Genomic DNA, 7,932 nt, shown 5'->3' with positions numbered 1-7,932 from the left:
GTCCAACCCGGATCCCACATTTGATCTGTGTCGTTACTGGTATTACCTACCCACCGAAGATCTGCGAAGGCCGGCGCAACGTCGGATCGAACGGGTTGATCTTCGGCCCGATCGCCGCCGCCTCGCGCTTCAACAACTCCACCACCGTCGGCAACCGCCCCGGCCCCAGGCGGTCGCTGATGGTCGCCACACTCAACGCCGCCACCGCATGCCCATTGCGATCCAGGATCGGCACCGCCAACCCGGCCATGCCTTCCAGCACCCCGGTATTGCGCGCCGCATACCCCAACCGCCGCACACTCTCCACCTCCGAACGCAAAAACACCTCGTCGTACAGGTGAAAATCCTTGAGCCGCGGCAAGTTGTAGCGGATCACCGTCTCGCGCTCTTCCTCCGGCAAAAACGCCAAAATCGCCAGGCTACCCTGCCCCACGCCCAGCGCCACGCGGCCGCCGATATCACCGGTAAAGGTACGGATCGGATACGGCCCTTCACTGCGGTCCAGGCAGATCGCATCAAACCCGCTGCGCGCCAGCAGGAACAATGAATCCCCCAACGACGCACTGAGGCGCAACATGCTCGGCCGCACCAGGTCCCGCAGGTTGCCGGTGTTGCCCGCATTCGCCGCCAGGGCAAAGAACTCCAGGCTCAGCCGATAGCGCTTGCTGCGCGCATCCTGCTCCACCATGCCCTCGTCCATCAGGCTGCGCAGCAGTCGGTGGGTGGTGGGTTGCGACAGCCCCACCTGCTGCGCCAGTTGCGTCACCCGTTCACCACCGTCCGGCGCCGCGCCGAGGATGCGCAGTAATGCAAACAACCGGGAGACGCCACCGGCGCCGACTTCCTTGACACTTTCATTCCGCTCAGTGGAATCCAAAAGCCGATATCTCACACTAAATTCTGGTCAGTGAATGAAACTGAAAAAAGTACTCTATCCAGTGAAATTCCATCTTCCGCCATCCTAGTCTTTCGCCCTAATCTGCGTCCACAGGGGCGAAATGAACAACTCACGGCAGCCGACTCAAGATCGAGCGCCAACGCACCCGCAACACCCTTTTCGCATCTGCCCAAAACAAAAAAGCGCGTTTCGACGCGACTCAAAAAGGTGGAACGCAGACATGGCTTTTCTCCAACTCAACGCCTTGAGCAAACGCTACGGCGCCGTCGACGCGGTGGTCGCCACTGATCTTGCGGTGGAAAAAGGCGAATTCGTGTCCCTGCTTGGCCCCTCGGGCTGCGGCAAGACCACCACCTTGCAAATGATCGCCGGCTTCGTCGACGTCACCGGTGGCCAGATCGTCCTCGACGGTCGCGACATCACCCATGCCAAACCCGCCAGCCGTGGCCTGGGCGTGGTGTTCCAGAGCTACGCGCTGTTCCCCCACATGAGCGTGCGCGACAACGTCGCCTTCGGCCTGAAGATGCGCAAGGTGCCTGCCACTGAGATCGCAAGCAGAGTCAAGACCGTGCTGGAACTGGTGCGCCTGGCGCCCCACGCCGAGCGCTACCCGCGGGAACTGTCCGGCGGCCAGCGCCAGCGCGTGGCCCTGGCCCGCGCCCTGGTGATCGAGCCGCCGGTGTTGCTGCTGGACGAGCCCCTCTCCAACCTCGACGCCAACCTGCGGGAAGAGATGCAGTTCGAGATCCGTCGCATCCAGTGTGAAGTCGGGATCACCACCCTGATGGTCACCCACGACCAGGCCGAGGCGCTGTCCATCAGCGACCGGGTAGTAGTGATGCAGGCCGGGCGCGTGACGCAGATCGACGCGCCGTACAAACTCTATGAACACCCGCGCACGCGCTTTATCTCGGACTTTGTCGGCAAGGCCAACCTGCTGGCGGGCGACTTCGATCAACTCGGCGCGCCGCAAGTGCGCTTTGAACCGGGCAACGGCGAGCTGACCCTGAGCCTGCGCCCGGAAAAGATCGACCTGGTGGCCGCCGGCTCGGGTCGCCTGCAAGGCAGGATCCTCGACAGCTACTTCTTCGGCAGCCAATGGCTGTATCGCATCAAGACCGAGATCGGCGAGCTGACCGTGGTCCGCCGCAATGACGGCAGCGCGCCATTGGCTTGCGGCGCTGCAGTGGGCCTGGACTGGGAGTCGAACCTGTTGCGGGTGCTGGCAGCGGATGAGGTGCGCGCATGAGCCGTGGCTACCTGTTGTCGTTGCCGGCGCTGGTGTTGTTTTTCGGGCTGCTGATCCTGCCCCTGGGCCTGACACTGGTGCTGTCGTTCAACGTGTTCGACTATCAGGTAGGGGTGAAGGCCGATGAGTGGACCTTCGCCCACTACCTGTCGCTGTTCAGCGATTCGTACTTCTACGAAATCTTCTGGCGCACCTTCTGGATCAGTGCCCTGGTGACCTTGCTCTGCGTGGTGATCGGCGTGCCCGAGGCCTACATCCTCAGCCGCATGGGTACGCCATGGCGCTCGATCTTCCTGATCCTGATCCTCACCCCGCTGCTGATTTCGGTGGTGGTGCGGGCCTTCGGCTGGAGCCTGCTGCTGGGTGCCGATGGCCTGGTGAACCAGGTGATCCAGGCCCTGGGCGGCACGCCGGTGAAGCTGCTGTACACCTCGTTCGCCGTGATCATCGCACTGGTGCACGTGATGCTGCCGTTCATGATCATCCCGGTGTGGACCTCCCTGCAGAAGCTCGACCCGTCGGCGGAACAGGCGGCCCTGTCCCTGGGTGCCAGCCAGGCCACGGTGATGCGCAAGATCGTGTTGCCGCAGGTAATGCCCGGCGTGCTGTCCGGCACCCTGATCGTGTTCGGCCTGGCGGCCAGCTCCTTCGCGATCCCCGGCCTGCTGGGCGGACGCCGCCTGAAGATGGTCGCCACGGTGGTCTACGACCAATACCTCTCGGAACTCAACTGGCCCATGGGCGCGACCATCGCGGTGGTGCTTCTGTTGGTCAACTTGCTGATCATGCTGAGCTGGAACCGCATGGTCGAAGGCCGCTACAAAAAGTCCCTGGGAGTATAAGACGATGTCCAGAAACAGTCCTTTGGCCCTGGGCTTTCACGGCCTGGTGGTGCTGTTCATGATGGCGCCGCTGGTGGTGGTGTGCCTGGTGGCCTTCACCCCGGAAAACACCTTGAGCCTGCCCACTTCGGGCTTCTCCCTGCGCTGGTTTCATGCGGTGTTCGAGCGCGCGGACTTTATCCAGGCGTTCTACAACAGCCTGGTCCTGGCGTTCGTTGCCGCCACCCTGGCGACGTTGATCGCGGTGCCGGCGGCGCTGGCAATCAGTCGCTACCAGTTCCCCGGCCGTAACTTCTTCAGTGCGCTGTTCCTCTCGCCGATCATCATCCCGCACCTGGTGCTGGGGGTGGCGATGCTGCGGCTGTTCGCAATGATGGGCGTCAACGGCAGCTTCACCTGGTTGATGCTGGCCCACGTGGTGATCATCACGCCTTACGTATTGCGCCTGGTATTGGCGGCTGCCATCGGCATTGACCGCAGCGCCGAGCAGGCTGCCGAATCCCTCGGCGCCAGCCGCTTCACCCTGTTTCGCCAGATCACCTTGCCGATGATTCTGCCCGGCGTGGCCGGCGGCTGGTTGCTGGCGTTCATCAACAGTTTCGATGAAGTGACCCTGTCGATCTTTGTCAGCTCGCCGGCCACCCAGACCTTGCCGGTGCGCATGTACGTGTACGCCACCGAATCCATCGACCCGATGATGGCGGCCGTGTCGGCGCTGGTGATCGGGTTGACGGCGGCGGCAATGATTCTGCTGGACCGGGTCTACGGCCTGGATCGCGTGTTGGTAGGGAAACATTGATGGCACTGCTCAAACGACTGGCGGAAACCGAGCGGCCCAGCCTGGCGTTCACCCTCGATGGACAGCCTGCCACGGGCCTGCTTGGGGACACCTTGCTGACTGCCGTACTGACCTGCGCCGAGCACCTGCGGGGCAGTGATTTCAGCGCCGAACGCCGCGCCGGTTTCTGCCTGATGGGAGCTTGCCAGGATTGCTGGGTACGCCTGGAGGATGGTCGGCGAGTGCGCGCCTGTTCGACCTTGCTGGAAGACGGCCAGGCGATTCGCCGTGACCCGGGGCGTCAGGCATGAAGAGCGTGGTGATAGTGGGCGCAGGCCCGGCGGGCATTACCGCAGCCCGGACCTTGCTGGACCATGGCGTGACCCCGGTGTTGGTGGACGAGAGCCTGCGCGGTGGCGGCCAGATCTATCGGCGCCAGCCGGCGAACTTCCAGCGCTCGGCCAAGCAGCTGTATGGGTTTGAAGCGGGCAAGGCGACAGCGCTGCATCGCACCATGGATGAGCTGGCCACCCGGATCGACTACCGGCCGGAAACCCTGGTGTGGAATGCGGAAAATGGCCGCCTGGACATGCTCAACAACGGCCACGCCGAAAGCATCGAATACGCGCAGATCATCGTCGCCACGGGCGCCACCGACCGCATCCTGCCCGTGCCGGGCTGGACGCTGCCCGGTGTGTACAGCCTGGGCGCGGCGCAAATCGCGCTGAAGTATCAAGGCTGCGCCATCGGTGAGCGTGTCGCGTTCTGCGGCAGCGGGCCGTTGCTGTACCTGGTGGCGTATCAGTACGCCAAGGCCGGGGCCAGGGTGGTGGCGGTGCTCGACAGCGCGCCGTTCAGCGCCCAATGCCGCGCCCTGCCGGCATTGCTCGGCCAGCCGGCGACCCTGGCCAAGGGTTTGTACTACCGCGCCTGGCTAACGGCCCACGGCATCCCGGTGCATCAAGGGGCAACGTTGTCGCACATCAACGGCGAGCAACGAGTGACGGGCATCCACTGGGACCAGCAGGAAATCGCCTGTGATGCCGTGGCCTTCGCCCATGCCCTGCGCAGCGAGACCCAACTGGCGGATTTACTTGGGTGTGAATTTGCCTGGAATGCATTGAACCGCGCCTGGTTGCCCCAGCGAGATGCGGCCGGGCGTAGCAGTGTCGCGGGGGTGTATCTGGCTGGCGACGGTGCAGGAATCATGGGCGCCGATGCGGCGCAAATGGCCGGCGAGCGAGCGGCATTGGCCTTGCTCGAAGACAGCGGTGTTGCCATCGACCACCGTCGCGGGCCCGTGCTGGAACAACAACTGGCAGGTATCCAGCGCTTTCGCCACGGCCTGGAAACCGCCTTCCCCTTCCCGGAAAACTGGGCCGCTGAAGCTCCGGACGAACTGATCCTGTGCCGCTGTGAAGAAGTCAGCGTCGGCGAAGTACGCGCGGTGGTGGACGAAGGCCACTGGGAAGTGAACCGGGTCAAGGCCCATTGCCGGGTTGGCATGGGCCGCTGCCAGGGCCGGATGTGCGGGCTGGCGGCGGCGGAAATCGTTGCCCAGCGCAGTGGCCGCGAGATTGAAAACGTTGGCCGCCTGCGTGGCCAGGCACCGATCAAACCCTTGCCGTTTGGCGTGGAGGTGCAGCCATGATCGACAGTGAAGTGATCGTGTTGGGTGGCGGGATTGTCGGGGCCTCGGCGGCTTTGATGCTGGCGCAGAAAGGTCGCCGCGTGGTGCTGCTGGAGCGGGACTTTTGTGGCTCGCACTCCAGCGGTGTGAACTATGGCGGCGTGCGGCGCCAGGGGCGGCCATTGCACCAACTGCCGCTATCGCAGCGTGCCCATGAGCTATGGTCCGACTTGCCGGGGCTGATTGGCATCGACGGGGAATACGTGCGCTCCGGGCATTTGAAACTGGCCCGCAGTCATGACGATCTGGCGGCTCTGCAGGCTTACGCCGACGCTACACGTGGCTTTGGCCTGGGCCTGCAAATGCTCGACCACGCTCAACTGCGCGCCCGGTTCCCGTGGGTGGGTGATGTGGCAGTCGGCGCGTCGTTGTGCCCCGAAGACGGCCACGCCAATCCGCGCCTGGTCTCCCCCGCCTTTGCCCGCGCGGCGCAACGCCACGGTGCTCGGGTGATGGAGCAAACCGAAGTCACCCATCTTGAACATGACGGCCAGCGGTTTCAGTTGCGCTGTGCCAATGGGCTGCAGCTGCAAGCCCCCTGGCTGCTGAACTGCGCCGGCGCCTGGGCCGGCACCGTGGCCGCGCACTTTGGCGAGCCGGTGCCGATGACCTCGGCGCACCCGGCGATGCTCGTGACCGAGCCGTTGCCGGTGGTGATGGACGTGAGCACCGGGGTGGAAGGCGGCGGGATTTATGCGCGGCAAGTCGCCCGGGGCAATTGCATCCTCGGTGGCGGGCGCGGCTTTGCCCTGGGCCCGCAACAAGCCCGCCCGGGCCAGGCGGCGGTGCTGGAGATTCTGCGCAATGCCGGCGAGTTGTACCCGTTCCTCAAGGGTGCCCAGGCGATCCGTACCTGGAGCGGCACCGAAGGTTATCTGCCCGACCACGAACCGGTGATCGGCGACAGCAGCACCCAACCCGGCCTGCTCCACGGTTTCGGCTTTGCCGGCGCCGGGTTCCAGCTCGGCCCTGCGGTCGGTGAAGCCCTGGCAGAGATCGTCTGCACGGGGGCCAGCCGGCAGCCCATCGAAGCATTTTCCATCCGTCGTTTCCAAGCCTGAGAGGAAGATTCATGCACATGATCAAACGTACTGCGCTGTCTTGCCTGTCCCTCGCCCTGTTGAGCACGGCGGCCCACGCCGCACCGACGCTGTACCTGGGCATGAACGGCGGCACCATGGAGCGGGTCTACGCCGACAAGGTGCTGCCCGCGTTCGAAAAGGCCAACAACGTCAAGGTGGTGATCGTGCCGGGCACCTCGTCGGACATCCTGGCCAAGGTGCAGGCCAACAAGGACAACCCGCAGATGCACGTGATGTTCCTCGACGACGGCATCATGTACCGCGCGATTTCCATGGGGTTGTGCGAGAAGCTCACGCCCAACCCGACCCTGGACCAGATTCCGGCCAAGGCGAAGATCAAGGAAGAAGCGGTTGCGGTGACGCTCGGGGTGACCGGGTTGGGTTACAACGCCAAGATGTTCAAGGAAAAGGGCTGGGCGCCGCCGACGTCGTGGATGGACCTGGCCGACCCGCGCTTCAAGGACAAGGTGGTGTTCCAGTCGTTGGCCTCGTCCACATTTGGGTTGCACGGGTTCCTCATGTTCAACCGGATTCAGGGGGGTAGCGAGACCAACGTGGAGCCGGGGTTCAAGGCCTGGCCGAAAACCGTCGGGCCCAACGTGCTGGAGTACATCGCCAGCTCGGCGAAGATTTCCGAGATGGTGCAGACGGATGAGGCGGCGATCTTTCCGCTGACGCCGACGCAGGTGACCACGCAACAGTTGTTGGGTGTGCCGATGGAGTATGCGCAGCCGAAAGAAGGCGCGGTGGTGTTGAACGTGGCGGAGTGTGTGATTGCGCGGAATGACCAGCCGGAGCTGGCGCAGAAACTGGCGCAGTTCTTGTTGACCGCAGAGGCTCAGGCGCCGGCTTTGGAACTGGGGGATCAGATTCCTTCGAATCCTACGACGCCGACTACCGACAAAACCCGGGCGCGGGTGGAGGCGATGAACAGTTATTTGCAGACGGCGATTTCGATTGATTGGGATCAGGTGAACCAGGCACGGCCCGAGTGGAATGCACGGTGGAGTCGGTCGATTGAGCGGTAGGCTTTGGGGGTGAATATCCGTTATTTGGGTGATGGCTTATATGGGTTCCGCTCTTACAGCGGCTCACTTTTGAAAAGCGCAAAAGTAAGCAAAACGCTCTTGCCCCACCACTCGGCACCTCGCCTAGGCTCGGTGTGCCCTCACTCCGGCTTTGGACCGTGGGCCGCCGTCATGGGCCATCCTTGGCCCAGGACGGCTAACCCGGCGTCCTGCCGGGTTACCCACGCTCCAAAGCCTGCGTTCGGCCAGCGTGGTTTAACGGGGCGCCTAAGATCAAGATCAAAAGCAGATCAAGAGCACAGCGGCCTACCGGCCGGCTTGAGTGTTGAAGAGCAAAATCAAAAGCTAAAGCGGGCACGGTCAAA

General features: G+C 63.7%; 8 protein-coding genes. 7 read left to right on the top strand and 1 reads right to left on the bottom strand.

Translation table 11 applies throughout. The annotated features are described in order from the left end of the window. Nucleotides 1-46 precede the first annotated feature (46 nt). Nucleotides 47-877 carry an IclR family transcriptional regulator gene (locus tag HX873_RS09575; protein ID WP_003218269.1) on the bottom strand — a complete coding sequence of 277 codons (831 nt, stop codon included), beginning with the start codon at nucleotides 875-877 and terminating at the stop codon, nucleotides 47-49. 241 nt (nucleotides 878-1,118) lie between these two features. Between HX873_RS09575 and HX873_RS09570 the strand changes: the two genes are divergently transcribed. Genes HX873_RS09570 through HX873_RS09540 form a run of 7 tightly spaced genes read left to right on the top strand, consistent with a single transcriptional unit; the run spans nucleotide 1,119 to nucleotide 7,567 of the window. Next, nucleotides 1,119-2,147 (top strand): ABC transporter ATP-binding protein, encoded by a 1,029-nt coding sequence (locus tag HX873_RS09570; protein WP_177052152.1) that lies wholly within the window; start codon nucleotides 1,119-1,121, stop codon nucleotides 2,145-2,147. Continuing rightward, on the top strand, nucleotides 2,144-2,989 hold the full coding sequence (locus HX873_RS09565) for an ABC transporter permease (protein ID WP_008430555.1): 846 nt from the start codon (nucleotides 2,144-2,146) through the stop codon (nucleotides 2,987-2,989). Before HX873_RS09570 ends, HX873_RS09565 begins: the two co-directional genes overlap by 4 nt. 4 nt (nucleotides 2,990-2,993) lie before the next feature. Further along, nucleotides 2,994-3,788 carry an ABC transporter permease gene (locus HX873_RS09560; protein ID WP_177122612.1) on the top strand — a complete coding sequence of 265 codons (795 nt, stop codon included), beginning with the start codon at nucleotides 2,994-2,996 and terminating at the stop codon, nucleotides 3,786-3,788. After that, nucleotides 3,788-4,078: a (2Fe-2S)-binding protein gene (locus HX873_RS09555; protein WP_177122611.1), complete on the top strand. Its 291-nt coding sequence runs from the start codon at nucleotides 3,788-3,790 to the stop codon at nucleotides 4,076-4,078. Before HX873_RS09560 ends, HX873_RS09555 begins: the two co-directional genes overlap by 1 nt. After that, nucleotides 4,075-5,418, top strand: coding sequence for an NAD(P)/FAD-dependent oxidoreductase (locus HX873_RS09550; protein ID WP_177122610.1), 1,344 nt, complete (start codon nucleotides 4,075-4,077; stop codon nucleotides 5,416-5,418). The genes HX873_RS09555 and HX873_RS09550 overlap by 4 nt, the downstream gene beginning before the upstream one ends. Next, entirely contained in the window at nucleotides 5,415-6,518 is a 1,104-nt protein-coding gene (locus HX873_RS09545; RefSeq protein WP_008430551.1) for an FAD-binding oxidoreductase, read from the top strand. The genes HX873_RS09550 and HX873_RS09545 overlap by 4 nt, the downstream gene beginning before the upstream one ends. A 17-nt stretch (nucleotides 6,519-6,535) precedes the next feature. Then, nucleotides 6,536-7,567: an ABC transporter substrate-binding protein gene (locus tag HX873_RS09540; protein WP_003218283.1), complete on the top strand. Its 1,032-nt coding sequence runs from the start codon at nucleotides 6,536-6,538 to the stop codon at nucleotides 7,565-7,567. Nucleotides 7,568-7,932: the final 365 nt, after the last annotated feature.

The sequence above is a fragment of the Pseudomonas sp. P7758 genome, from assembly GCF_013386485.1.
Classification (GTDB): Bacteria; Pseudomonadota; Gammaproteobacteria; order Pseudomonadales; family Pseudomonadaceae; genus Aquipseudomonas.
This window is presented reverse-complemented; position numbering and strand designations above follow the sequence as displayed.